At 63.6% G+C, this 23282-nt stretch carries 23 protein-coding genes; all 23 read left to right on the forward strand.

Translation table 11 applies throughout. From position 1 onward, the window contains the following. Positions 1-361 (forward strand): aromatic-ring-hydroxylating dioxygenase subunit beta (locus tag RMCN_RS26550; RefSeq protein WP_067395655.1); only part of this gene is annotated, 361 nt, incomplete at its 5' end. A 60-nt stretch (positions 362-421) separates the two neighbouring features. Next, the gene (locus RMCN_RS26555) at positions 422-1789 is read left to right on the forward strand and encodes an aromatic ring-hydroxylating dioxygenase subunit alpha (RefSeq protein WP_067395658.1); all 1368 of its coding nucleotides are present in this window, start codon (positions 422-424) and stop codon (positions 1787-1789) included. A 19-nt stretch (positions 1790-1808) separates the two neighbouring features. Continuing rightward, a complete protein-coding gene (locus tag RMCN_RS26560; protein ID WP_011767831.1) occupies positions 1809-2636 on the forward strand; it encodes an SDR family NAD(P)-dependent oxidoreductase in 828 nt (275 codons plus the stop codon). 57 nt (positions 2637-2693) lie between these two features. Continuing rightward, positions 2694-3719: a 2,3-butanediol dehydrogenase gene (locus RMCN_RS26565; protein ID WP_011559050.1), complete on the forward strand. Its 1026-nt coding sequence runs from the start codon at positions 2694-2696 to the stop codon at positions 3717-3719. Further along, positions 3716-4819, forward strand: a complete 1104-nt coding sequence (locus RMCN_RS26570; protein WP_233151270.1) for a beta propeller repeat protein — start codon at positions 3716-3718, stop codon at positions 4817-4819. The genes RMCN_RS26565 and RMCN_RS26570 overlap by 4 nt, the downstream gene beginning before the upstream one ends. A gap of 83 nt (positions 4820-4902) precedes the next feature. Beyond that, positions 4903-5997 (forward strand): aromatic ring-hydroxylating oxygenase subunit alpha, encoded by a 1095-nt coding sequence (locus tag RMCN_RS26575; protein WP_234787799.1) that lies wholly within the window; start codon positions 4903-4905, stop codon positions 5995-5997. Next, on the forward strand, positions 5991-6488 hold the full coding sequence (locus RMCN_RS26580) for an aromatic-ring-hydroxylating dioxygenase subunit beta (protein ID WP_067395663.1): 498 nt from the start codon (positions 5991-5993) through the stop codon (positions 6486-6488). Before RMCN_RS26575 ends, RMCN_RS26580 begins: the two co-directional genes overlap by 7 nt. A 28-nt stretch (positions 6489-6516) precedes the next feature. Beyond that, positions 6517-6915 carry an SCP2 sterol-binding domain-containing protein gene (locus tag RMCN_RS26585; protein WP_067395667.1) on the forward strand — a complete coding sequence of 133 codons (399 nt, stop codon included), beginning with the start codon at positions 6517-6519 and terminating at the stop codon, positions 6913-6915. A 2-nt stretch (positions 6916-6917) separates the two neighbouring features. Continuing rightward, positions 6918-7436, forward strand: a complete 519-nt coding sequence (locus tag RMCN_RS26590) for a dioxygenase family protein (protein ID WP_067395670.1) — start codon at positions 6918-6920, stop codon at positions 7434-7436. A 31-nt stretch (positions 7437-7467) separates the two neighbouring features. Continuing rightward, on the forward strand, positions 7468-8277 hold the full coding sequence (locus tag RMCN_RS26595) for an MlaE family ABC transporter permease (protein WP_067395673.1): 810 nt from the start codon (positions 7468-7470) through the stop codon (positions 8275-8277). Then, positions 8274-9131 carry an ABC transporter permease gene (locus RMCN_RS26600; protein WP_067395677.1) on the forward strand — a complete coding sequence of 286 codons (858 nt, stop codon included), beginning with the start codon at positions 8274-8276 and terminating at the stop codon, positions 9129-9131. The genes RMCN_RS26595 and RMCN_RS26600 overlap by 4 nt, the downstream gene beginning before the upstream one ends. A gap of 5 nt (positions 9132-9136) precedes the next feature. After that, positions 9137-10480, forward strand: a complete 1344-nt coding sequence (locus tag RMCN_RS26605; protein WP_067395680.1) for an MCE family protein — start codon at positions 9137-9139, stop codon at positions 10478-10480. 58 nt (positions 10481-10538) lie between these two features. Continuing rightward, entirely contained in the window at positions 10539-11567 is a 1029-nt protein-coding gene (locus tag RMCN_RS26610) for a virulence factor Mce family protein (RefSeq protein WP_067395683.1), read from the forward strand. Further along, entirely contained in the window at positions 11564-12892 is a 1329-nt protein-coding gene (locus RMCN_RS26615; protein ID WP_067395686.1) for an MCE family protein, read from the forward strand. The genes RMCN_RS26610 and RMCN_RS26615 overlap by 4 nt, the downstream gene beginning before the upstream one ends. After that, entirely contained in the window at positions 12889-14238 is a 1350-nt protein-coding gene (locus RMCN_RS26620) for an MCE family protein (protein ID WP_067395689.1), read from the forward strand. Before RMCN_RS26615 ends, RMCN_RS26620 begins: the two co-directional genes overlap by 4 nt. Continuing rightward, complete coding sequence (locus RMCN_RS26625) at positions 14235-15374, forward strand: MCE family protein (RefSeq protein WP_067395692.1); 1140 nt, start codon at positions 14235-14237, stop codon at positions 15372-15374. Before RMCN_RS26620 ends, RMCN_RS26625 begins: the two co-directional genes overlap by 4 nt. Continuing rightward, positions 15374-16834 (forward strand): MCE family protein, encoded by a 1461-nt coding sequence (locus tag RMCN_RS26630; RefSeq protein WP_067395695.1) that lies wholly within the window; start codon positions 15374-15376, stop codon positions 16832-16834. The genes RMCN_RS26625 and RMCN_RS26630 overlap by 1 nt, the downstream gene beginning before the upstream one ends. Next, a complete protein-coding gene (locus RMCN_RS26635; RefSeq protein WP_067395697.1) occupies positions 16831-17481 on the forward strand; it encodes an Rv1363c family protein in 651 nt (216 codons plus the stop codon). Before RMCN_RS26630 ends, RMCN_RS26635 begins: the two co-directional genes overlap by 4 nt. Further along, positions 17478-18131, forward strand: a complete 654-nt coding sequence (locus RMCN_RS26640; RefSeq protein WP_067395699.1) for a hypothetical protein — start codon at positions 17478-17480, stop codon at positions 18129-18131. The genes RMCN_RS26635 and RMCN_RS26640 overlap by 4 nt, the downstream gene beginning before the upstream one ends. An 86-nt stretch (positions 18132-18217) precedes the next feature. Next, the gene (locus RMCN_RS26645; RefSeq protein WP_067395743.1) at positions 18218-19342 is read left to right on the forward strand and encodes an epoxide hydrolase family protein; all 1125 of its coding nucleotides are present in this window, start codon (positions 18218-18220) and stop codon (positions 19340-19342) included. Between the two features lie 162 nt (positions 19343-19504). Continuing rightward, positions 19505-20938 (forward strand): aldehyde dehydrogenase family protein, encoded by a 1434-nt coding sequence (locus RMCN_RS26650; RefSeq protein ID WP_067395702.1) that lies wholly within the window; start codon positions 19505-19507, stop codon positions 20936-20938. 315 nt (positions 20939-21253) lie between these two features. Beyond that, on the forward strand, positions 21254-22714 hold the full coding sequence (locus RMCN_RS26655; protein ID WP_067395704.1) for an MFS transporter: 1461 nt from the start codon (positions 21254-21256) through the stop codon (positions 22712-22714). Beyond that, positions 22704-23132 (forward strand): MarR family winged helix-turn-helix transcriptional regulator, encoded by a 429-nt coding sequence (locus RMCN_RS26660; RefSeq protein ID WP_013470368.1) that lies wholly within the window; start codon positions 22704-22706, stop codon positions 23130-23132. Before RMCN_RS26655 ends, RMCN_RS26660 begins: the two co-directional genes overlap by 11 nt. Positions 23133-23282 lie beyond the last annotated feature (150 nt).

The raw sequence follows: 23282 nt of genomic DNA on the forward strand, positions 1-23282 counted from the left end.
CCGTGAGGATTCCGCGGGTTGGGTGGGCGCGATCGCGCACTGGAACGACGACTACACGGGCTTGGAGATGCGGGTCCTCCGGGGCGAGACGGACTTCTCGTGGGCCGAGTCACCTCGGTCGCGGACCCGGCACTTCGTGTCCAACATCCGCACGACTGCCGGACCGGAGGCTGATGAGTTGACCGTGCGCTCAAATCTCTTGTTCTTCCGCAGCCGCGGAGACAGCGGCCGGTGGGAGTTGCTCTCGGCCGAACGCGTCGACGTGTTGCGCCGCACCGACGATTCGCTGCGGCTCGCTCGGCGCGAGGTGTTACTCGACCACTCGACGTTGCCTATCGACAACCTGTCGGTAGTCCTGTAGGGCCAGCTCCGTTCACCACCTCCGCGTGGATATCGCCGATTCCAGAAAGGGTCCAACCATATGACCACCGAAACAACCGGAACAGCTGACGCGACCGATCCCTACCTGCGGCGCGCGTTGCGGGAGGTAGCGGACGGGCTCAAGGTCGGGCGCTTACCGGCCCGCGTCGTCAGCGATCCCGCGCTACACACGATCGAGATGGAGCGGATCTTCGGGCGCGCCTGGGTGTTTCTCGGACACGAGTCGGAGTTGGCCAAGTCCGGCGACTTCGTCGTGCGGCACATCGGGGCCGATTCGGTGATCGTTTGCCGGGACAACTCCGGCCGCATCCAGGCGCTGTCCAATTCTTGTCGCCACCGTGGTGCGCTCGTGTGCCGCGCTGAGATGGGAAACACCGCGCACTTCCAATGCCCGTACCACGGCTGGGTGTACAGCAACACCGGAGAGCTCGTCGGCGTGCCGGCGATGAGTGAGGCCTATCCCGGCGGCTTCGACAAGTCGCAGTGGGGATTACGTCACATCCCCCATGTCGACTCGTACGCCGGATTCATCTTCGGCAGCGTCGATCCGAAGGCGCCGAGCCTGACCGACTACCTCGGCGACACGACGTTCTACCTCGACCTCATTGCGAAGAAGACAGCGGGCGGTCTGGAGGTGATAGGGGCACCGCATCGATGGGTGTTGTCAGCGAACTGGAAGACAGCCGCCGACAATTTTGTCGGCGACTCCTACCACACCCTCTTTGCTCACCGCTCGATGGTCGAGCTAGGCATGGCGCCCGGTGACCCAAACTTCGCGAGCGCACCAGCGGAGATCTCGCTGCAGAACGGCCACGGCGTCGGCGTACTCGGCTTTCCGCCCACGCTCGCCGATTTTCCCGAGTACGAGGGATACCCCGACGAAGTCGTCGACCAGATGGCGACGTCCTACCCGTCGCCGGTACACAAGGACCTGATGCGACGCTCAGCCTTTATTCACGGCACCGTGTTCCCGAATTTGTCGTTCATCAACGTGACCATCGCGCCGGACCACATGTCGCCCCCTACCCCCTTCATCACGTTCCGGGTATGGCATCCGCTCTCCCATGATCGGATGGAGATCCTCTCCTGGTTCCTGGTCGAACGCGATGCTCCGGAATGGTTGCGCGATGCGTCCCAGGCGTCCTACGTCAACAACTTCGGCCCAGGTGGGGTTTTCGAACAGGACGACGCCGAGGCATGGAAGGCCATCACCGAATCTGTCCAGGGCCCGTTCGCCGGTGAAGGCCTGCTGAACTACGAAATGGGCATGGACTTGACTCCGCTCACCGACTGGCCAGGGCCGGGAGAGGCCCTCCCGAGCGGGTACGCCGAGCAGAATCAGCGGCGGTTTTGGGGGAGATGGCTGGAATACATGGGTCAGCCTCCCGCATTCGGCGGGCGTGCTTGATGAAGCTTCTGCCCAGGCTATGCGCGAAGTGCGCCCGTTCACCAATCGGCGCCGCGTGAGTGCCGTGAAGGCGGGGGACCGCCGGGTCGCAATTGTCACTGCCGCCGCCGCGGGAATCGGTAAGGCGATCGCCCTGCGGTGGTGCCGCGAAGGTGGGTGCTGTGTCATGGCCGACACCGACGGCGAGGGCCTCGATGCGGCCGTGCATGAATTGGCCGAGTCCGGCGCGGCGGTTTGCGGCGTCGCCGGCGACGTTTGCCTCAGCGATGTTGCAAACAGTGTCGTCGAACGGGCGCTGACCGAGTTCGGGCGGCTCGACACACTGTTCAACGTCGTCGGCGGGAGCCTGGCTCGCAACGTGGAGGAGATCAGCGAGGAGCAGTGGCGCAGCCAGATCGACATGAACCTCGGCAGTGTCTTTCAGATGTCCAAACCCGTCATCCCACTCCTGCGCCAGGGTGGCGGCGGGTCGATCGTCAACGTCGCGTCGACGGCCGGGATCCTCGCCGAGAACAGGTGCTCCGCCTACAGCGCAAGCAAAGGCGGGGTCGTGCTGCTCACGAAGAACATGGCCCTCGACTTCGCCCGCGACAACATCCGCGTGAACGCGATCGCCCCCGGGGGCACCCGCACGCCGAGGATCGAACGGTTCCTGGCCGAGCACCCCGAACACGCCTCGATGATGGTGGACCTCTGCGCGATGCAGCGTTTCGCAGGACCAGACGAGATCGCGGCGCCGGCTGTGTTTCTTGCCTCGCCCGAGGCGTCCTACATCACCGGTGCCGTACTGCCGGTCGACGGAGGCATGACCGCCGGCGTCACTTTCCGGGCGTTCGAGGCGGTATGAGCATGATCCCCAACCGCTGGAATCTACACCGGACCCACGAAAGCACCGCGAGCTGAGATGGAAGCGATCGTTCTCAACGGCACCAACGACGTCGGTCTGACGTCGGTGCCAGACCCGGCGCCGCAGGACGGTGAGGTCATCATCGAAGTGGCGGCGACAGGGCTGTGTGGAACTGACCTCCACGAGTATGTCGCGGGGCCCACCTTCTCGCAGCCGCCGGTGGTGCTCGGTCACGAGGTCTCGGGCCGGATCGTGGAGGTCGGAGCGGGCGTCGACCAATCCCGCATCGGGGAGGGCGCCGCGGTGATCCCGATGGATTTCTGCGGGAGCTGCCACTACTGCCACCGGTCGCTCTACCACTTGTGCCAGCGCCCAGGATGGATCGGCTTCACCCGAAACGGAGGCCTCGCGAACTACGTCGCAGTGCCCTCTCGGCTCGCAGTCCGAGTGCCGGACGTGGTGGACCTCGAGGAGGCGGCGCTGACCGAGCCGACGGCGGTGGCGTTCCACGCGGTGCGGCGAGCGGAACTGCTCCTCGGCGAAACGGTGATGGTCCTCGGTGCCGGGGCACTCGGGCTCACCGTGATCCAGTGCGCACGCGCGGCCGGAGCTGCGCGAATCTTCGTCACGGAACCAAGCGGCGTGCGGGCCAGCCTGGCGCGCGACCTCGGCGCCACGTTGGTGCTCGATCCGCATGACCCCGGGACCACCGCGTGCATCCTGGAGGAGACCCGCGGTGTAGGGGTGGACGTGGTCTTCCATGTGGCGGGCAGCGCGGAGGCGTTCACACAGGGCCTGGACTGCCTCCGCAAACAGGGCCGTTTCATGGAGATGTCGTCGTGGGCCGGCGCGGCCTCGCTCGATGTCAACCGCCATCTGCTCAAGGAGATTCAGCTCCGGATGGTTTTCGGTTACGACATGTTCGACGATTTCCCGGCCGTTCTCGCCCTGATCGCCGACGGAAAACTCGCGCTCGCGCCGCAAATCACCGCTCGAGTCCCGCTGGACCGCGCCGTCAAGGAGGGATTGGGCGGGCTATTGGAGGGCCGGGAGGGTCTGGTCAAGGTGCTGGTGAAGCCGTGAGTGAGGGAGGCTTGATGGTCGTCGCCGCGACAAGCCGCGGTGTATTCACCGTGTCCGGCGACGGCAAGGCCCGGGCCTGGCCCGAGTTGCCGGGGCAGGTCATGGCCATGGCTGTCCAGGACGAGCGCGTCGCCGTCGCCGTCCACAAGCACGGCGTGTTTCTCGCCACCGCGGGCGCAGACCACTGGACTGACCTCGGCGATGGCCTCGCCCACCGCGACGTGCGCGCGCTGGCGTTCGATCCGCACACGCCCAACGCGCTCTACGCCGGAACAGAACCAGCGCACTTGCTGCGGTGGCAAGACGGGATCTGGGCCGAGTGTGGAAACGTCCTCGGCGTACCCGAAGCGAAAAGGTGGAGCTTCCCCATCCGCCCGGGAATCGCGCACGTCCGTACCATCGCCGTGCACCCACTAGAAGCTGACGTCGTCTACGTCGGCATTGAAGTTGGATCCCTCCTGATCACCCGGGACCGGGGACAGACGTGGGAGGAGATCGATGGCCTCGGTCACGACATCCACCGCGTGGTCCTGCACCCGGAAGCTCCCGACCGGCTCATCGTCACCACCGGCCAAGACACCAAGCCTTACCGCGGCGGCAAGGGCATTTACCGCAGCACCGACCGCGGATCGAGCTGGGTGCAGTCCAACAACGGACTTGGCGAGCGCAACTACACCGAAGACGCGATCGTGGTGCATCCCGCCGACCCCGACGTGGTGTTCCTCGCCGCGGCCGACGGCATCCCACCGAAGTGGGCTGCAGTGCGCCGGCTGGTGATGGGCGTGATCAACGGCAACGTCTATTTCTTGTCGCCGTCCAAACTGCGCCGACGCCGCGGCGCCGACGTGGGATTCTTCCGCAGCAACGACGGTGGCGCCTCCTGGGTACGGCTGGATAGCGAGGACGACCGCGGCCTGTTCGACATGGTCTGGGCGCTGGAAGGCGAGCTCACTGAAGGCGGCGAGCTGCTGCTGTACCACGGCACCACGGCGGGTGGGCTTTACGTGTCGGAAGACGAGGGCCACACCTGGAAGTGCCTGGCCGACGGCCTGGGCGCGATCACCCACATCGCGACGCCGAAGAAGGGAACAGCGCAGTGAAGCTTGGACCGACGCTGGAGTTCGACCACATACAGCCGGCGATCCGGAAACGGTTCACCTCTGCAGCGGACATCCCCAAAGAGGTGTTCAGCGACCCCGACGTCTACCGGGAAGAGCTCACCCGCATCTTCTATGGCCCCTACTGGCATCCGATCGCGCACCGGGCCGAGCTGGCCGAGCGCAACGCCTTCCGGACGAGATGGCTGGCCGACGTGCCGCTGCTGATGGTGCGAGACGGCGATGACCGCATCCGCGTGTTCGTCAACTCCTGCGCCCATCGGGGAACGCTACTGGAACAGCGCCGGTGCGGGGTGGCGGAGCGATTCGAGTGTCCGTATCACCGGTGGCTCTTCAACAATGACGGCCGTTTCGCCGGCGCGCCCCGCCGCATGCAGTTTCGCCCGGACTTTCGCGAGGAGGACTACGGCCTCCGGGAGCTGCACGCAGTCGAGGCGTGGGGTTTGATCTTCGTCAGCATGGCTGTGCAGCCGCCGCCGTTCGACGATTATCTCGGCGATAGCGCGGATCCGTTGCGCGACTGCATGGTCGATGACGGGAACTTGACGTTGCTGGGCTACCAGACGGTGGTGTTTCAGAGTAATTGGAAAACCTACATCGACAACGATCCCTATCACGCGCCGCTGCTGCACAGCGCATTCAAACTGCTCAACTGGCAGGGCGGCAGCGGAAACGTCTTGGTCAGCAAGCCCTATGGGCACATGTCGATTCTGTACGATGCGCAACCCTACGTGGACAACGGTTTCCTGGCTGACCCGAGTGTGGTCACGCGGATGGGGGATGACAGCCGAGCCCGCGTGATTGCGTTACGGCCGGTTACCGGGATCGTGCGTCACGTCGACACAATCAACATCCGGTACGCCCGCCCGCTGGGGGTTGATCGAACCGAGGTGCGATACACGTTCTTCGGCCATGCCAGTGACTCCGAGGACTTCGCACGCCACCGAGTCCGCCAGTCGTCAAACCTGCTGGGGCCGAGCGGCTTCATCAGTATCGAGGACGCCGCCATCTACAACCGCGTGCAGGCGACCGCGCGTGACGGCGGCTATCAGCGCTTTGTCGCCGGCGTCGGCCGACCATTGTCGGAGTCGTCGCAGAACGACGAAGTCGCCAATACCGGCTGGTGGGCGCACTACCAGGAGGTGATGGAGTTTTGCTGAAATCGAGCGTCGAAGATCGGCGGGCACGTGCCGCGTACCTGGTGGACGAACTGCTGGCAGCCTACGCCCGCGCAGTCGACGATCAAGACTTCACCGCGTGGCTTGCCCTGTTCGCGACGGAATGTGCCTACGAGGTGCGCGCGATGGAGAACGTCCGTGAGGGGCTGCCGCTGGCGTACATGATGGACGATTGCCGAGAACGGCTGGCCGACCGCGTGAAGATGATCCAGGAGGTCTGGGCGGGCACGGTCGAACCCTACGACACCCGCCACTTTCAGCAGCGTACGGCGATGCGTGAGCTCGGCGAAGACCGCTGGGAGGTACGGTCCAACGTCCTCGTCACCTACACCGGCGCCTCCGGCGAGCCGGGGATTCTGGTCAGCGGCTACAGCGAAGACGTCGTCGTCCTTGACGATGAAACCGCGCTGTTTCAGCAGAAATTCGTGGTGGTGGACAACACTCCGCCGCGCTATCTCGTGTACCCCGTTTGACTCGTCGACCGAAGGAGTGGATTAGATAATGACTGCCGTTGCGTTGATGTCGCCCGAGTGGGCACGCGCGTACCGCGACCTGTGGAACGACTCGGCCGAGATCCGGCAGGGTGCCAAAGAATTGAGCATGCTGATCGAATGGCGAGTACAGGACGCCAACGACCAGGTCTCACAGTTGGAGATCACCGATGGTGAGGCCGTCTACGGCGGGGTGCAGATCGAAGGGCGAAAGCCTGACTTCGTTCTGACTGCAACCGCGAGCGTCTGGCACCGGGTCGCGGACGGCGAGCTCGGCGTAGCGAACGCCATCGCGACGCGCAAGATCAAATTCGTGGGCCCGGTCAAGGTGGCGATGGCGAACATGGCGGTGCTCGGCGCCGGACTCCGCCTCCTAGGTCAGGTCGACGGACTCGTCTGGGGAGACTGAACATGGCAGCTTCTCCACGGTGGCAGTGCGACCGGGCGGCGGGCGCGTCCGGGGCCATTCAGTTTCACGGGGTGATTACGGATGAAGATGGTCGACCAGTTCCTAACGTCCTGATCGAGACCTGGCACGCCGCGGGGGACGACGACAACGCGGCGACGAAGATCGGACGGCCGCGGTGCGACGGCCGGATTAATGCTCGACCGACTTGCGTCATCACCGACCAACAGGGTCGATACAGCGTGAAAATGGTGCCGCCTCTAGCACCTGAGCACGGATCAGCACCGTTCATAGCGGTCTCAGTAGAAGCCCGGGGGCTTCTCGATCGGCTGATAACCCGCGCCTACCTTCCAGGGTGCCATCTCGCCAAGGACTCCCTGCTCCGCCGCCTGCCCGCCGAGCGGCGGCAAGCCCTGATTGCCACCCGCGACGACATCGGGCTTCGTTTCGACATCACGCTGCGGCCAGCAATTGGCATGACGGTTGACACCTCTGGTGAGCCGCGCCAGGAAGCAGCAACTTGACTGCGCCTCAGCAAGGTAATGGGGACTTCGAGTGAAGCGCTTTTCGCTCCGTGACAAGTTCGAGGACCTCCCGACAGCGGCTGACGTCAAAGCGCTGAAACCACTCAGCATTATTGGCGGGCTCTACGCGATGACGCTGGACATGCTCGTCGCGATGGTCAAGCCACCGTTCCAATGGCGCGAGTTCCTCTTCCAAACATGGTTCGTGGCGCGGGTTTCTGTGGTTCCCGCGCTGACGTTGTCGATTCCCCTCGTTGTCCTCACGTCATTCACCTTCAACACGTTGCTCAGCGAATTCGGCGCCACCGACTTCTCAGGAACCGGCGCAGCCTTGGGCGCGGTCAACCAGATCGGCCCCTTCGTCACCGTTCTCGTCGTCGCGGGTGCGGGCGCTTCGGCGATGTGCGCCGATCTCGGGTCGCGCACCATCCGCGAGGAAGTCGATGCGATGCGGGTCCTGGGGCTTGACCCGATCCATTCCCTTGTCGTCCCCAGGGTGCTGGCGACGACGACGGTCGCGGTGCTCCTGTCATCTGTCGTGACCGTGAATGGTCTCCTGGGCGCTTTCTTGTTCTCGGTGTACTTCCAGCACGTGACTCCCGGGTCATTCGTTGCCAGTATGACGCTGATCACGGGTCTCAGCGATGTCCTCGTGTCTCTGGTCAAGGCCACGCTGTTCGGTTTCGTGGCGGGTCTGATTGCCTGCTACCAAGGCTTGCGGGTGCAAAAAGGCGCGGCCGGTGTGGGTAACGCGGTCAACGAAACCGTTGTCATTGCGTTCTTGTTGCTGTTCGTCGTGAATGCCATCGTCACTGCGGTCGGGTTCGAGGTCACGAAATGAGCGCCGGCGTTGTCTTTCGGCAGCGGTTTCCACGCACCGCCCGCTCTTTGAGCCAGTGGAGGGCCAAGTGGAGAGGTCTCGGCGATCAGGCTCACTTCTACGGGCAGTCGGTCGCCTCGATCGTGCAGGCGGTGGGTATTTATCGGGCTGAATTGCTGCGCCAGATCGCCGCGATCGGTCTCGGAGCGGGATCCTTAGCGGTGGTTGGTGGCACCGTGGCGGTCGTTGCCTTCTTGAACTTATCGACCAGCGGCGCCCTCGCAAGTCAGGCCTACAACCAGATGTCTCAAGTCGGCGTGGAAGCGTTGGCGGGCTTCACCTCTGCCTTCGTCAACGTTCGGCTGGTAACCCCGGCCAGCTCCGCCTTCGCGTTCGCCGCGACGATCGGTGCTGGTACCACCGCGCAGCTGGGCGCAATGAAAATCAACGAGGAGGTCGACGCGCTAGCGGTGATGGGCATCCGGCCCATCGCCTATCTGGCCTCCACCCGTTTGCTCGCCGGCATGATCGTGGTCATTCCACTGTATTGCGTGGCCTTGTTGATGTCGTTCTTCTCGGTACGGGTCATCACCACCGCTTTTTACGGGCAGGGACCCGGAGTATTCGACCACTACTTCGACACCTTTCTCAGTCCGCAGGCTGTGTTCTTCTCCTTCGCCGTCACGGTCGCCGAAGTGCTGGTGATCATGTTGATCCACACGTACTACGGACTTAACGCCACCGGGGGGCCCGCGGGCGTGGGCGAGGCGGTCGGGCGCGCGACCCGGACCTCACTGATCGCGTCTCAAATGGTGATTCTGATGGTCACCCTGGCTCTCTACGGCCAGACCGGCAACTTCAACTACGCGGGGTGACGCATATGGCAGACGGTATGGGCGCTCGTCGGATCTCCCCTGAATGGTGGGCGATGTTGCTCGTCGTGGGCATCGTCGCGGCGGTGGTGCTAAGTCTGACCATGTTCAACAGGACGTTCGCCCCAAGCGTGCCGGTGACTCTGACAGCGGACCGCTCCGGTCTGATGCTGGAGCCCAACTCCCGCGTGAAGATGCGCGGGGTGCAGGTCGGCCGCGTCAGTTCTGTCGGCGGCGGAGACTCGACCCGCATCCAGCTGGACATTGACCCTGCCCAGATTCAATACATCCCGGCCAACGTCGAGGCGCGAATCCAATCGATATCCCTGTTCGGGGCGAAGTACGTCGACCTCGTCTACCCACCCAATCCAAGCCCACAGCGACTGTCCGCGGGAGCGGTGCTGAGATCATTGAACGTCGCCACCGAGGTCAACACCGTGTTTCAAAACGCGGTGCAGCTGATCAAGGCGATCGACCCGTTCAAGCTGAATGCCGTACTCAGCGCGCTTGCCGAGGGCGTGAGAGGACAGGGCGACAGGATCGGCGAAGCGATCACCGCGAGCAATCAGGTTCTGCTGCAGCTGAATCCGCGCACAGACACTCTGCGCGAGGACTTCCGCGCGCTCAAAGGTGTCAGCGACACCTACAGCGCCGCGGCAAAGAACATCATCGACACCCTGGCCGCCGCGACCACCACCAGCGCGACAGTCACCAGCCATGCCCAGCAACTCGATGCGCTGCTGCTCAACGTAGTGGGGCTGTCGCGCAGCGGAGTGGACCTGCTAGGGGCCAGCAAAGACAACCTGGTGACTGCGGTCAACCTGCTGGAACCCACGACGAACTTGCTTATGAAGTACAACCCCGAGCTCACCTGCTTGATCGTCGGCGCCAAGACCACTCTGGACTCCGGCTATGCCGACATGCTTGGCGGAAACGGCAAGTCTCTCATCATGGACGCGGAGCTGTTGCCGGGATACGACCCGTACCGGTATCCGAAAAACTTGCCCATCAACGCTGCTAAGGGCGGGGAAGGAGGCAAGCCCGGGTGCGGCTCGCTCCCCGACGTCGCCCAGAACTTCCCGGTGAGACAGCTGATCGCCAACACCGGCTTCGGCACCGGATTGGATTGGCGGCCCAATCCCGGCATCGGATTCCCCGGGTACGCCAACTACTTCCCGGTGACTCGGGCGGTCCCCGAACCGCCGAGTATCCGCTACCCGGGCGGCCCGGCGCCCGGTCCCATGCCCTACCCCGGTGCGCCGCCCTACGGCGCACCGCAGTACGGCCCCGACGGAACGCCCCTATATCCCGGGGTCCCGCCACCGCCGTCACGGGGACCCACACCACCGTGACCGCCCGCCACGCAAATGGTTCGAAACATACCCGCAGATGTCGGAGGGGAGCTTAGCCGTGACCAATAGAGTGTCGGCTGTCTTGTGGCGCCTCGGCATCTTCGTGCTCGTGTGCGCTCTGGGTGCATTTGCCCTCTTTGCCGTCTTCGCACAGCTGCGCTTCGAGCGCGAACAGACCTATACCGCTGTCTTCACCAACGTCAGCGGACTGGAGAGCGAGGATTTCGTCCGCATCGCCGGTGTGGAGGTCGGCAAGGTCCAAACCATCACAGTCCGCGATGACTCGACGGTGCAGGTCGAGTTCGGGGCCGACGACTCGGTGGTACTCACCGACGGCAGCCGCGCTGTCATCAAATACGACAACCTGATCGGAGACCGCTACCTGGCGATCGAGGAAGGCGCGGGCGGGACCAAGAAACTGCGGCCCGGCGACACAATTCCGTTGAATCGCACCGCGCCGGCACTGGATCTGGACGCCGTGATCGGTGGGTTCCGGCCGCTGTTCCGCGCCCTGGACCCCACACAGGTCAACGCTCTCACCAGCCAACTCATCGCAGCTTTTCAGGGTCAAGGCGCCACGATCGGTTCCATACTGGCTCAGACTGCAGCGCTGACGAACACTCTGGCCGACCGAGACGAGCTGATCGGGCAAACCATCGTCAACTTGAACGCGGTGCTGGGATCGCTGGGCGAGCACAGCGAGCAATTCGGCAAGGCTGTCGACTCGCTGTCGCAGCTCGTGCACGGGCTGCAAGCCCGCAAGCAGGACATCAGCAACGGAGTGGCCTATGCCAACGAGGCTGCCCGGTCGATCGCCGACCTTCTCGCACAAGCCCGACCACCGCTGCAGAAAACTGTGCACGAGACCGATCGCACCGCGACCGCTGTGCTCGCAGATCGTGACTACTTCGACAACCTCCTCAATACATTGCCTGATGCCTACCGAGTACTGCTGCGGCAAGGGCTCTACGGCAACTACTTCGCCTTCTACCTGTGCGATCTGCTGCTGAAAGTGAATGGAAAGGGCGGACAACCCGTGTACATCAAGCTAGTCGGACAAAGTAGCGGCAGGTGCACACCCCAATGAAGCCGTTCGCGGAGCGCAACTTCGTTCTCATGGGAACCATCGGTGTATTGGCCACCGCCGTGCTCGTAGTCGGCGCGCTCAACTACAACAAGCTGCCGTTCGTCTCCTCCGGCAAGACCTATTCGGCGTATTTCGACGAGGCTGGTGGACTGACCACTGGAGCCCCGGTGCGGGTGTCGGGCGCTCCCGCCGGCCAAGTCGAGAGCATCACGCTCGACGGGCAGTGGGTACTGGTCAAGTTCACGGTGGCCGACGGTATCCGGCTGGGGGACCGCAGCGAGGCGTCGATCAAGACGACCAGTGTGCTTGGCAATAAGGTCCTCGATCTCACGACCCGCGGCGCGGGGACACTCTCCGGCGCCATCCCTGTCGAGCGGACGACCTCACCGTATCAATTGCCGGACGCCCTCGGAGACCTTACGACTACCATCAGCGGGCTCGACACCGAGCAACTGTCAACGTCGTTAACAGTGCTGTCCCAGACGCTCCAAGACACCCCCGATGACCTGCGCCTCGCCGTCGCGGGCGTCGCCCGCTTCTCGGAAACCCTCAACCAGCGCGATGCCAAGCTGCGCGAACTGCTCGCGAACGCCGCCAAGGCCACCACCGTCCTGGGCGAACGCACCAACGACATCGTGCGCCTGATCTCCGACACCAATGCGTTGTTGGCGCAGCTGCGCTCCCAAAGCGCTGCGCTGGACGAAATCTCGACCAACATCTCCCAGCTGAGTCGACAACTCGCTGGCTTCATCGCGGAAAACAAGACGACGCTCAAACCCGCCCTCGACAAGCTCAACGGGGTTCTCGAGATCCTCGACAACCGGAAGATCCAGATCCAAGAGTCCATCAAAGGGCTGGCGGCCTATGCGATGCAGTTCGGCGAGACTGTCGCAGCCGGCCCGTTCTTCAACGCCTACCTCGCCAACCTAGTGCCCGGACAGTTCATTCAACCGTTCGTCGATGCGGCATTCTCCGATCTCGGTCTGGATCCCAACGTGCTGCTACCTTCCGAGCGCGACGACCCCCAGGTGGGCCAGCCCGGCACCCCGGCACTGCCGATTCCCTATCCGAGGACCGGCCAGGGTGGCGACCCCAAACTGACGCTGCCCGACGCGATCACCGGAAACCCGGGCGATCCCCGCTACCCGTACCGCGAACCCGTACCGGCCCCTCCGCCAGGTGGACCCCCACCAGGTCCGCCGGCATCCCCACCAGCCGATCAGCACGGTCCACAGCCGCCCACCCCAAGCCCGGTCTTCGTGCCGGCGCCCGGCGAAGTCGCGCCCGGACCAACAGATTCCTCGATTCCCCAAGGCAGACGATGACGAACTCTCGGACCAAGCTCGGATTGGCAATCGTTTTGGTCAGCCTCATCGTGGGCGGGGCGGTTGCGGTGACGCGTGCGGCACGCGAGGTCGATCGAGTGCACGTCGTCGCCTACTTCGACAACAGCAACGGGGTGTTCGTCGGCGATGATGTCCGCATCAAGGGCGTTCGCGTAGGCGGGATCGACGCCATCGACCCGCAGCCCACACAAGTCAAGATCGCCTTCTGGTTCGACGCCAAATACGCGGTGCCCGCCGATGCCAAAGCCGTGATCCTGTCGCCGACCCTGGTGACCTCCCGCGCCATCCAATTGACGCCCGGCTACACCGGTGGCCCGACGCTGCAGGACAACGCCACCATCCCCAGGGAACGCACCGCTGTTCCAGTGGAGTTCGACGAAGTCCGCCAACAGCTCGAACGGCTGACGACACTGCTGCAGCCCACCGAGCCCGGCGGAGTCAGCACGCTGGGCGCCCTGGTCAACACCGCCGCCGACAACTTGCGCGGCCAAGGCCCGGCAATACGCGACGCCATCATCAAGTTGTCCCAGTCGGTGTCCGCGCTAGCCGATCACAGCCCGGACATCTTCACCAGCGTCAAGAATCTTTCGACACTCGTGTCTGCGCTGCAGGACAGCACCGTCCTGATACGTCAGCTGAATCAGAACCTCGCGTCGGTCACCGGGCTACTGACCAACAACCCGACCGAAGTCGGGGATGCGGTGAAGAATCTCAATGACGTGGTGAGCGACCTGACGGCCTTCGTCGCCGCAAACCGCGAGACGATCGGCGCCACGTCGGACAAGTTGACGTCGGTCTCACAGGCACTGACGGACAGCACCGACGACATCAAACAGCTGCTGCATATCGCGCCGACGACGTTGTCCAACGCCGCCAACCTCTACAAGCCCGCCCAGGGCACGCTCACCGGAGTCCTCAACGTCGCCAACTTCTCGGATCCGATCACCTTTCTGTGCGGCGCAGTACAGGCCGCCTCGCGACTGAACAACGAACAGTCGGCGAAGTTATGTGTGCAGTACTTGGCGCCGATCATCAAGAACCGCCAATACAACTTCCCCCCGATCGGGGTGAACCCCTTTGTCCAGGCCAGCGCCCGGCCGAATGAAGTCACCTACAGTGAGGACTGGATGCGCCCGGATTACATTCCGCCGCAGCCGACGTCGCCGCTCGGCGCAACGGCCTCCGACCCGAATCCGCCGCCACCGCTTGCCGGGCCAGCGCTGCCAGCCGAAGCCCCGGTGCCGGTTCCCGGCCCGTCGGATCAGCAGACCGATCCGGCCGCCGGGCTGCCCGGCATGATGATTCCGCCCGGGGGCGGCTCATGACGAGGAAGCGCTGCGTTCGCGCCGGCGCAGTGATCGTGATCGCACTGACCATCGCCGCGCTGTCGGGATGCGGTTTTCGCGGCCTGAACTCCTTTCGGCTGCCCGGGACGCAAGGCAACGGGAAGGGCTCCTACACGATCCAGGCCGAAATGCCCGATGTCGAAAATCTGCAGCCGAACTCGCGTGTCCGAGTGGGCGACGTCAATGTGGGCACCGTCACGAAGATCGAGCGTCGAGGCTGGCATGCGCTGCTCACGCTCGCACTCAATGGCGACGTCGATCTTCCCGCCAACTCGACCGTGTCGCTGGGTCAAACCAGCCTGCTGGGCTCACTGCACATCGAGTTGGCACCCCCCACCGATGTTCGCCCGGCGGGAAAACTTCGGGCCGGTTCGCTGATCCCGCTGACCTCGGCTGGGGCCTACCCGTCCACCGAACAGACCCTGGCGTCGGTATCCCTCCTGCTCAACGGCGGCGGAGTGGGGCAAGTACAGGACATCACCGCAGCAATCACGTCCGCGCTCGGAGGCCGGGAAGAGGAATTCCGCAGCCTGCTCACACAGCTGGACACCTTCACCGCCAACGTCAACGGTCAAATCGGCGACATCATCGCGGCCACCGAAAGCCTCAACAATCTGGTCGCACAGTTCGCGGCACAAAAACCAGTCATCGACAAGGCCCTCGAAACGATTCCCGACGCGCTTGCGGTCATCAACGCCGAACGCGACCAGCTCGTGGAGGCGGTCGACCAGCTCGGCAAATTCAGCGCGCTGGCCGCCGACTCAGTCAACCAGTCCCAAGAGTCGTTGATCCAAATCCTGAACGACCTGGGACCCGTGCTGGAATCACTGGCGAACGCCGGTCCCGCGCTCACCCGTTCACTGAACTTGTTCACCACGGTTCCGTTCGTGAAAGACAACCTCACCAAGTGGTGGCGCGGTGATTACGCCAACATCACCACCATCGTCGACTTGACATTGAGTCGCATCGACGCGGCGCTGTTTACCGGTACCCGGTTCGAAGGCAAGCTCACCGAACTGGAACTGCAGTGGGGCCGAACGATCGGGCAACTGCCCAGCCCCTACACCGCGCGAAATCCGCTGATCGTCCCCTACCGGTTGGACCAAGGACCGTAATGTACCTGAGTAAACGAGTCCGGTTGCAGCTGGCCGTGTTTGGAGTGGTGACACTGTTGGCCGGTGGAAGCATGGCCTTCTACTACCTTCGGCTGCCGAGTCTGCTCTTCGGTGTCGGCCGCTATCAGGTCACCATGAAGCTTCAGGACGCAGCAAGCCTGTACGACAACGCCAACGTGACCTACCGGGGCACGACGGTGGGCCGGGTCGCAGATGTCCGCCTCAGTGACACCGGAGTCGACGCGGTGCTGTCGCTGCAGTCAGACATCAAGATCCCGGCCGACCTCGACGCTCACGTGGGCAGCCAGACCGCGGTCGGCGAGTTGTTCGTCGACCTCGTCCCGCGAAGCGGTGACGGTGCGCTGCTGGCGAACGGCGACGTGATATCGGCCGACCGCACCTCGGTCCCTCCCGACATCAACGCACTGCTGCGCGCGGTCAACACCGGTGTTGAGGCGATCCCGCGTGACAACCTCAAAACGGTGATCGACGAGTCCTACACGGCTTTCGGTGGCCTGGGCCCCGAGCTTTCCCGGCTGACCCGGGGTGCCACCACGCTGGCCATCGATGCGCGCAACAACCTGCCCGCACTGACCACCCTCATCGACGAGGCCAAACCCTTCTTGGATACCCAGACCGAAACCTCCGACTCCATCCAGACCTGGGCGGCCAACCTCGCTCAAATCACCAATCAGCTGCAGCTGCACGATGATTCGGTGCAGGGCTTACTGGTCAACGGACCCCCCGCCGCTGACCAGGTACGTCAGCTGTTTGACCGGGTACGGCCCACCCTGCCTATCCTGCTGGCGAATCTGGTCAGCCTCGGGCAAGTGGGACTGACCTATCAACCCAACCTCGAGCAGATTCTCGCCCTGTTCCCGATCGAGATCGCCGGCCTCCAGGGTGCCGCGCTGGCCAACCGAAACACCAAACAGGATTACAAAGGTGTGTTCTTGTCCTTCAACCTGAACCTCAACGTGCCCCCGCCGTGCAGAACGGGATACCTACCCGCCCAGCAGCAACGCGCACCGTCTGAAGTGGATTACCCACCGAAGCCGGCCGGTGACTTGTACTGCCGGATACCACAGGAATCCGGCCTCACGAACGTCCGCGGGGCTCGCAACCTGCCCTGTGTGACTCGGCCGGGAAAGCGCGCGCCGACGGTGAAGATGTGCGAAAGCGACGAAAATTACGTACCACTCAACGACGGCACCAACTGGAAAGGCGATCCGAACGCGACGCTGTCCGGTCAGGCGGTTCCGCAGCTGCCGCCAGGAACGCCACCGCCCACCCCCGTGCCGGCGACCGCCCCGATTCCGGTCGCCGAGTACGACCCGAGCACAGGCAGCTACATCGGACCGGATGGAAAACAGTACAGGCAGGCGGATTTGGGCCGGAATGCTGCCGGGGACCAGACCTGGCAGGACATGCTGCTTCCGCCAAAGGACGGTGAACGGTGACCATCGACACCGCGGACGACCCGGCCCGCGACGATCCCACACCGAGTATGACGGCCCCTGATGACACCCTCGATGTCGGTCCGGCCGAAGCCGCCGACGGCGGGGACCCCGAAGTCGCCAACGGAAAACAACATGGGGACACCGCGCCCCCCTCGCGAACCCCGATGCCGCCGCAGCGACTAGCGCTTGTGATGGGGTTGCTGGCGGCCGTGACGATGGCCGCACTGACCAGTTGGCTGGGCTACCAGGCCCGCCAAACGCATGAGTCCTCCGAACAACGGCAGCTGTTTGTTCAGGTCGGACGTCAAGGAGCACTGAATCTAACCACGATCGACTGGCAGCACGCCGATGCCGACACTAAGCGCATTCTCGACTCGGCGACTGGCACGTTCTACGACGAGTTCTCCCAGCGGTCACAACCATTCATCGACGTGGTCAACAAAGTGAAGTCCAAATCGGTCGGCACCATTACTGAGGCGGGCTTGGAGTCCCAGTCTCATGACACGGCCCAAGTGCTGGTCGCGGTCAGCGTGAAGACCACTGTCGGCGGTGGACCCGAACAGGAACCCCGAGCATGGCGAATGCGCGTCACGGTGCAGAAAGTTGGCAACGATGTGAAGGTCGCCGACGTGGAGTTCGTGCCGTGAGTAATTCACCAGCGAAAGGTGAACAGGATGATGTCGTCCACTCCGCCGGAGCCGACGATCAACCGCCATCACCCGGGAAAGCATCGAACAGCGCGTCGGGATGCGAGGCCGCCGTAGCGCCAGAATGCCTGAATGCCAATGATATTGCCTCGACAGACAATCGTCGCGGCACTTTCGTGCGGATGCTCGGATTCTGGCTCTTGCCCGTTATCGCGTTGTTGTTGGCGCTGGGTGCGGCCTACTTCAAGTATCAAGAAGGGACCGCCGGTGACGAGGATCGCGCCCGCGTTGAAACCGTTCAGGTCGCCACCGAAGCGACGGTCGCGATGCTGTCCTACACGCCTGAAACGGCAGCCGAGAAATTGAAGGATGCGCGCGATCGACTGACGGGACCATTTCGCGGTTCATATACATCGTTGACTGAGGATGTCGTGATTCCTGGGGCGCAGCAGAAGCGAATCTCGGCCACCGCCAGGGTGTCAGCCGCTGCCTCCGTGTCCGCCGGTAAGAACCGTGCCATCGTCTTGGTGTTTGTCGACCAAACCACCACTGTGGGCAATGACGCGCCGACAGAGACCGACTCCGTCGTTCAGGTCAGCCTCGACAAGGTCGGATCCCGCTGGTTGATATCGGGTTTCGAGCCGAAATGAGCACCATCCCAACTTCAAGGTCGGCTGGTGGCCCCCGAATCCGCCGATAGCAGCTGTGAGGAGTGAACTTGAGTGCCCTGCGCGCAGTGAGACCATTTTGCATCGACGTCGCTGATGACGTTCTCGATGATCTACGAACGCGTCTGTCGCGGACCCGTTGGCCGGAAGCCGAGTGTGTACCGGACTGGACCCAGGGCATCCCGCTCGGGTACACCCGCGACCTGGCCGCGTATTGGGCCGACGGATACGACTGGCGGTCCCGTGAAGCCGCCCTCAACCGATTCGATCAGTTCGTCGTCGAAATCGACGGCGTGGACATCCATTTCATTCACCAGCGATCTCCGCACGAAGAGGCTTTTCCGCTGGTGATCACCCACGGTTGGCCTGGCTCGATCGTGGAGTTTCGCAACGTGATCGAGCCGCTGACCAATCCGACTGCCCACGGGGGACGGGCCGAGGACGCCTTCCACGTGGTGTGCCCGGCGCTTCCGGGCTACGGCTTCTCCGGCAAGCCCACCAACGCCGGGTGGGGTGTTGAAAGAATCGCGCAGGCGTGGGAGGCGCTCATGCTGCGACTTGGCTACGAGCGCTACGGTGCCCAAGGCGGCGACTGGGGAGCAGCGATCACCACACAAATGGGCCGCAACCGCGGCCACTGCGCCGCCATCCATCTGAATATGCCGATCGCTTACCCTCCAGCGGGTGGCATCACCGATCCGACCGAGGAAGAACAGCTGGCCCTGGCCGCCCTGACGACTTATCAGCGTTGGGAGACAGGCTATTCCGAGCAGCAGTCCACCCGGCCTCAGACCGTCGGCTACGGACTGGCCGATTCGCCGGTCGGCCAGATGGCCTGGATCGTCGAGAAATTCGCAGCGTGGATGGACTGCGACGGCCATCCCGAGAACGTGCTCAGCCGCGATGAGCTCCTCGACAACGTCATGATGTACTGGGCTACCAATAGTGGCTCCTCCTCGGCCCGGTTGTACTGGGAGAGCTTCAAGACCCTGGACGCGACAACTCGTGTGGAATTGCCCACTGGTATTGCTGCCTTCCCCAAGGAGGTCCTGCGCGCACCGCGAAGTTGGTGCGAACCGATCTACAACATCACCCATTGGACGACCATGCCGCGCGGCGGGCACTTCGCCGCTCTGGAACAACCGAGGCTCTTCGTCGACGACATCCGCGCATTCTTCGAATCCGTGCGGTGATGCGGGCAGCCGGCAGGCAACGAAGCTTTGGGAGCACGCTTTCGATGAGCTAAACTTTCTGTATTGCGGAGATATTATCTGCTAGCAAGAGGATGCCCGCTGACAAGCACGTGTCAACTATCAAGGAGGCGATGAGTGGTAGACGACCCACGGAGTGCAGTCATGAGAACGTGGACGCTCCCGCTAGGTGTCGCAACTTTGCAGGGCCAAAGCGTCTACGACGTGGAGGATCCGTGTACCGGCGACGTGCTGACCCAGGTGCCCGACTGCAGCAGTGAGGATGTCGACAGGGTGGTGGCGACTGCACATGCCGCTCAACGCGATTGGGCGCTGCGGACGCCTCGCCAGCGCGGCACCGCGCTGCGGGCTTTGGCGACACTCATGCGCGATCACTCTGAAGAGCTCGCGCTGCTCGACGCAATTGACGGCGGCTTTCCACTGCCTGCGATGCGCGACGACGTCACGTGGGCGGCCGACGTGCTCGAGCTGATGGCAGACGACGCGCTCGACCTCGGCGGACGGACTATCCCGCTCTCGGCGAACCTGCACTACACGCTGCAGCAGCCCTACGGCGTAGTCGCTCGAATCGTCCCCTTCAATCATCCCGTCCTATTTGCAGGATCCAAGATCGCCGCTCCGCTGATGGCGGGGAACGCCGTGGTGCTCAAAGCTCCCGATCAAACACCGTTGTCGGCCATCCGGCTCGCCGAGCTGGCCAGGGAGGTCCTGCCCGAAGGCCTATTCGGGGTGGTAACCGGGCACGGGGCAACTGCCGGCGCCGCGTTGGTTGCCCATCCACTAGTCCGGCGAATCGGCTTCATCGGCTCCCCGGGCACGGGCCGACATATCCAGCGCTTGGCGGCCGAGCACGGCGTCAAATACGTCACGCTGGAACTCGGCGGCAAGAACCCGATGATCGTCATGCCCGACGCCGACCTCGAGGCGGCTGCCAAAAGCGCCGTGGTAGGGATGAACTTCACCACCACAGCGGGCCAATCATGCGGATCAACAAGCAGACTGCTGCTGCACGAAGCGATCGCTGACGAGGTGATTGATCTGGTCGTCGATCAGGTCGCTGCCATCAAGGTAGGCGACCCGCTCGTTGACGGCACCGACATGGGACCCGTCATCGACCAAGCGCAATACTCAAAGTCGTTGCGGGCCATCGAGTCAGGACGGGCGGGCGGCGCCAGCGTACTTACCGGTGGAGGACGCGCGCAGGGTGTTGGTAGCAAAGGCTGGTATGTCGCCCCGACCGTATTGGCTGGAGTGGCACCACAAGCCGATGTCGCCCGCGACGAGATCTTCGGGCCCGTTCTTTCGATGCTGACCGTCCGTGACGAAGCCGAGGCTGTCGAAGTTGCCAACAGCGTCGAGTTCGGGTTGACCGCCGCGGTGTGGACCAACGACGTAAGCCAAGCCCACCGCATGGCTGCGGGACTTGATGCCGGCTACGTCTGGATAAACGGCAGTGCACGCCACTACTGGGGGTTGCCCTTCGGCGGTCGGAAATCGTCAGGTGTTGGGTCCGAAGAGTCCACGGAGGAACTGCTGTCCTACACCCAAGTTAAGGCAGTAACCGTCACCTTGGACTGAACTGCGTCGATGCGCCGGAAGGCGCCTACAGCGGACGGTGACCTTTCTCGCAGTCGAAATCCTGTGGGAGAACTGCTATTTGACGTAGGGCGTCAGTCGGCCGTGCATCGGCGCCCCAGACGATAAGCGACCGATTAGAAAATCGACTCGGGACACGGCATCGCGCCGTTGCGGGTATGTGACACGCGGCTGTTTCCCCCGGAACCCCTCCGATGCCCGCGGCGGCGGCTATGTCCGGCGTCGGGTCGGGCAGCAGGCAATCGACTGGTACACGCCGACTTGCACTAGCATCAGTTGTAGTTTCAAAATAGTTGTGTGAATGAAACTGTTGTCGAACGACTGAGCCGCCGGCACAAGGCCTTCGTCCTGGCGTCCTGCTGCCTGAGCGTGCTCATTGTGTCGATCGACGTGACCATCGCCAACGTTGCAATCCCGAGCATCCGCGCCGACCTTTCGGCGTCGCCTTCGCAAATGCAGTGGGTCATTGACATCTACACCTTGATGGTGGCCTCGCTACTGCTGCTCTCGGGTGCCATGGCCGACCGATTCGGTCGGCGGCGTACGTTGCAGATCGGGTTGACAATCTTTGCGTCGGCCTCCCTACTGTGCAGCGTGGCTCCCAACGTCGAAACGCTGATCGGCGCCCGCTTCCTGCAGGCGATCGGCGGTTCGATGCTCACTCCTGCTGGGTTGTCGATCGTCACGCAGGTGTTCACCGGCAGAGTGGAGCGCGCGCGCGTCATCGGCATATGGGGGGGCGTCGTAGGCATCTCGATGGCCTTGGGTCCGATCATGGGCGGAATACTTCTCGAGTATGTTGACTGGCGAGCAGTGTTCTGGATCAACGTGCCGATCTGCGCGCTTGCGGTGCTGTTGACCGCGATCTTCGTTCCCGAATCCAAGTCGGTCACCATGCGCCACGTCGACCTGATCGGCTTGGTCCTGGGCATGGCCTTCCTGTTCGGACTGGTGTTCGTGCTCATCGAAGGGCCAGGGATGGGCTGGACCGACACCCGCGTCGTCGTTAGCTGTTGCCTCGCAGCGCTGGCCTTCGCGACATTCCTGCGCTACGAGTCACGCCGCCTCGACCCGTTCGTCGAGCTCCGATTCTTCCGCAGCATCCCGTTTGCTTCGGCGACGGCCATCGCGGTGTGCGCATTCGCTGCATGGGGCGCGTTCCTGTTCATGATGTCAATCTATTTGCAAGGGGAGCGCGGGCTTTCAGCGGTGAATACCGGGCTGATGTTTCTGCCCGTGGCCGTCGGCGCATTCATCTTCTCGCCCTTGTCTGGCCGGCTGGTGGGGCGATTTGGTGCCAGACCGTCGCTGATGATCGCCGGCGCATTGATCGTCGCCGCGACTCTCATGCTCGCGCAGATGAGCGACGCTACCCCGCAATGGCGAATGCTGGTCGCCTTTGCGGTTTTCGGCGTCGGTACTTCGATGGTGAACGCACCGGTCACAACCGCGGCCGTCAGCGGTATGCCGACCGACCGCGCCGGTGCGGCGGCGGCTATCACATCCACGAGCCGACAGGTGGGCGTCGCCATCGGTGTGGCCATATGTGGCCCGGTCGCTGGTGCGGCATTGGGCGACACCAACGTCGATTTCGCGGTCTCCGCCCAGCCCCTATGGCTAGTGTTCGCTGGAGTTGGTGTGCTGATCTTCACGCTCGGTGTCTACTCGACGTCGAAGCGCGCGCTGCGCTCAGCAGAGCATCTGGCGCCGCTGATCGCAGGAACCGATCCGCGACGGGAGGCTGCCGATGTCGCGTAATCCGGAAGCGGACGAGGTCTGGCGCGCGATGACCGCACTGGTCACCGACAACCGCGACAGTTGGAGGCGAGCGACCGTCGACCAGACGGGCCTACCTTTCAGTCGCATCCGGATACTGCTCCGGCTGTCCCGCGGGTCGATGACCGTCAAAGAGGTCGCGCACGCCGTGACAATCGATCCCCCGGCGGCCACGGTGGCCGTCAACGATCTGGAGGACCGCGGCCTAGTCATGCGTCAGACTATTCCCACCAACCGGCGGTACAAAGTGGTATCACTGACCGACGCCGGCTGGTCGATGGTGGCCACCATCAATGCGGTCGACGACCCGGCTCCCGAAGCGCTTGCGGCACTTGAGGGTAATGAACTGAGGGCGCTGCGCGATGCGATAGCAAGAGTCAGCGCCGCCGCCAAACACTGAATGAAAGCCGCGGCCGGATCGCTCAACGAACGACTCTCAGTCCGGCCTAGCGAACCTGCAACTTGCCAGGGTCGCTGTGGGGTACTGCAGAAGTCGGGTCAGATGGCGGGATTGGTGGACCAAGGGCCGCGACTGTCGAGAAGAACTCTG

It is taken from the genome of Mycolicibacterium novocastrense (genome assembly GCF_001570485.1).
GTDB classification, from domain to species: Bacteria; Actinomycetota; Actinomycetes; order Mycobacteriales; family Mycobacteriaceae; genus Mycobacterium; species Mycobacterium novocastrense.

Bases quoted from the DNA above. Each gene is read 5' to 3' on its own strand.
- RMCN_RS26650 (WP_067395702.1), top strand. From the start codon at position 19,505: ATGAGAACGTGGACGCTCCCGCTAGGTGTCGCAACTTTGCAGGGCCAA.
- RMCN_RS26630 (WP_067395695.1), top strand. From the start codon at position 15,374: ATGTACCTGAGTAAACGAGTCCGGTTGCAGCTGGCCGTGTTTGGAGTG.
- RMCN_RS26555 (WP_067395658.1), top strand. From the start codon at position 422: ATGACCACCGAAACAACCGGAACAGCTGACGCGACCGATCCCTACCTG.
- RMCN_RS26585 (WP_067395667.1), top strand. From the start codon at position 6,517: ATGACTGCCGTTGCGTTGATGTCGCCCGAGTGGGCACGCGCGTACCGC.
- RMCN_RS26620 (WP_067395689.1), top strand. From the start codon at position 12,889: ATGACGAACTCTCGGACCAAGCTCGGATTGGCAATCGTTTTGGTCAGC.
- RMCN_RS26560 (WP_011767831.1), top strand. From the start codon at position 1,809: ATGCGCGAAGTGCGCCCGTTCACCAATCGGCGCCGCGTGAGTGCCGTG.
- RMCN_RS26615 (WP_067395686.1), top strand. From the start codon at position 11,564: ATGAAGCCGTTCGCGGAGCGCAACTTCGTTCTCATGGGAACCATCGGT.
- RMCN_RS26590 (WP_067395670.1), top strand. From the start codon at position 6,918: ATGGCAGCTTCTCCACGGTGGCAGTGCGACCGGGCGGCGGGCGCGTCC.
- RMCN_RS26605 (WP_067395680.1), top strand. From the start codon at position 9,137: ATGGCAGACGGTATGGGCGCTCGTCGGATCTCCCCTGAATGGTGGGCG.
- RMCN_RS26660 (WP_013470368.1), top strand. From the start codon at position 22,704: ATGTCGCGTAATCCGGAAGCGGACGAGGTCTGGCGCGCGATGACCGCA.
- RMCN_RS26625 (WP_067395692.1), top strand. From the start codon at position 14,235: ATGACGAGGAAGCGCTGCGTTCGCGCCGGCGCAGTGATCGTGATCGCA.
- RMCN_RS26565 (WP_011559050.1), top strand. From the start codon at position 2,694: ATGGAAGCGATCGTTCTCAACGGCACCAACGACGTCGGTCTGACGTCG.
- RMCN_RS26600 (WP_067395677.1), top strand. From the start codon at position 8,274: ATGAGCGCCGGCGTTGTCTTTCGGCAGCGGTTTCCACGCACCGCCCGC.